The organism is Ilyobacter sp. (assembly GCF_041583315.1).
GTDB lineage: Bacteria > Fusobacteriota > Fusobacteriia > Fusobacteriales > Fusobacteriaceae > Ilyobacter.
Genome location: NZ_JBFHGC010000540.1, coordinates 1 through 1,937, shown reverse-complemented (window position 1 = coordinate 1,937; position 1,937 = coordinate 1). Strand labels below are relative to the sequence as shown.

The 1,937-nt window shown below is 31.8% G+C and carries 1 protein-coding gene; it reads left to right on the top strand.

Translation table 11 applies throughout. The features are described from left to right. Positions 1-39: 39 nt before the first annotated feature. Positions 40-1,937, top strand: a 1,898-nt coding sequence (locus ABZA26_RS13960; RefSeq protein ID WP_372715103.1) for a PAS domain-containing protein, incomplete at its 3' end; no start/stop codon positions are given.

Sequence of the window (1,937 nt, the reverse complement as noted above, 5' to 3'; positions counted from 1 at the left end):
GAATAAAAAATGCTCATCTTGGTTCGACAGGAGGAATTAGTGAAAAGAAACAATATTAATGTAAAAAAAACTATAACTGAAATCTTAATTAAAATATCAATGATTGTTTTGCCGATACTTTTAATAGTTAATTTTATTATTGACAGCGCCTACAAATATGAGGTGAAAAAGGCTAAAAACAGTATATTGACTGAAATTTCAAATAAAACTGAGATTTTTGAAAAGACCATCCAGTCACTTTTTCAGGAGGTTTTTCAAGATGTGTTTATCATAGAGAATGCAAATGAGTTTGAAGATTTTATGCAGGATCAGAGCCCTAAAAACAGGATGGAAGCCTTGGGACTTTTTAACCGTTATATGAAAAATAAGAAAGACTATCTCCAGCTTAGATTTCTAAATATAGAGGGTAAGGAAGTCGTAAGAGTCGACAGGATAAATAATGAAGTAGTGATTGTTCCTGATAAAAACCTCCAGCAGAAAAAAGACAGACCTTATTTTGCAAACTGTGTAAAAGCTAAAAAGGATGGTATCTACATATCAAATCTGGATTTGAATATTGAATTTGATAAAATAGTCGAGCCCTATGTTCCGGTTATCAGGTTTTCGAAGCCTGTGAAAGATAAGAGCGGAAATCTCATGGGGGTTATGGTAATAAACTATGACGGTCAAAAGTTTATAAATTCTTTCAAAGATTATCTTAAAGACAACAGGAATCTGATAGAGCTATCCCTCACGGATAACAACGGATATTATCTTTCTAATAAAGATCCTGATAAAAACTTTGGTTTTATGTTTGGAGAGAAATCCTTAGACTATACAGTTAAAGAAGAGATCCCGGAATTATGGGATGAGATTGTAAAAAATTCTGAAGAAGCAGTTAAATTAAAAGATGAAACTTTTTATTTTAAAAAAATGATGCCTAGTTTTAGAGATTCTGTTTATTTTGAAGATAAGGATTACTACTGGAATGTCATAACCTCTGTGAAAGAAAAAAATATTCCCAAAATGTTTCCGGAACAACTCTTGTTTAAAAAGAATATAAAATTTTACACTCTTTTCGGAGTATTTTTTATTAGCTCCATAATAGTGACAATCCTTCATCTCAAAAAGAAAGAGAGTGCCCAGCTTTATTTGGCCAGACTGATTTTAGGTTATGTGGATGAGGCTGTAATCATAACTGACGCTAAGAGAAATATAGTGGATATGAATGACGGATTTACCAAACTGTCCGGGTATTCCAGGGAGGAAGTCTTAAATTCAAATACAAAAATATTTAATTACAGCGAGACCCACCCGAAACTATATAAGGAGATAAAAAAACAGCTACTTGAAGGACGAGATTGGAAAGGGGAGTTGTGGCTCAGAAAAAAAGACAATTCCAAATATCCTGCGTTTCTTACCATTAATAACATAATAAATCCTAAAAATAAAAATACAGATTATTTTGTATCAGTGATAAAAGATCTTTCCACAGAAAAGGAGAAAGATGCAGAGATCGAGTATCTCCTGACTCATAATTCAAAGACAAATCTTCCCAATGAATTTATGTTTTACAACTTTATAAATGAAGAGATAAAAAAAGAAAATGAATTCGGAATTCTATACATAAAATTAAAGAAATTTGATAATCTGCAGATGAAATATAACGAAGAATTTTTAAACCTTATTTATCAGGAGATTGTGGGGAAGCTAAGATCTTCTGTAGGAACAGAGGGTAATATAGCTCATCTTTCAAGGGATATATTCATCGCTATAATAAAATTACCAAATGATAAAATTTTTATGAACAGATCTTTGACGGAGCTGGCTTCAAAATTGAAATCCAATATAAGTATTGGAGATAAAGATATAAATTTAGAGTTTGATTTCGGAGCGGTCTTTTTTCCAGAACACGGAAGTTCACCAAAAGAGCTGCTTAGAAAGGCAATGTTTTCAGT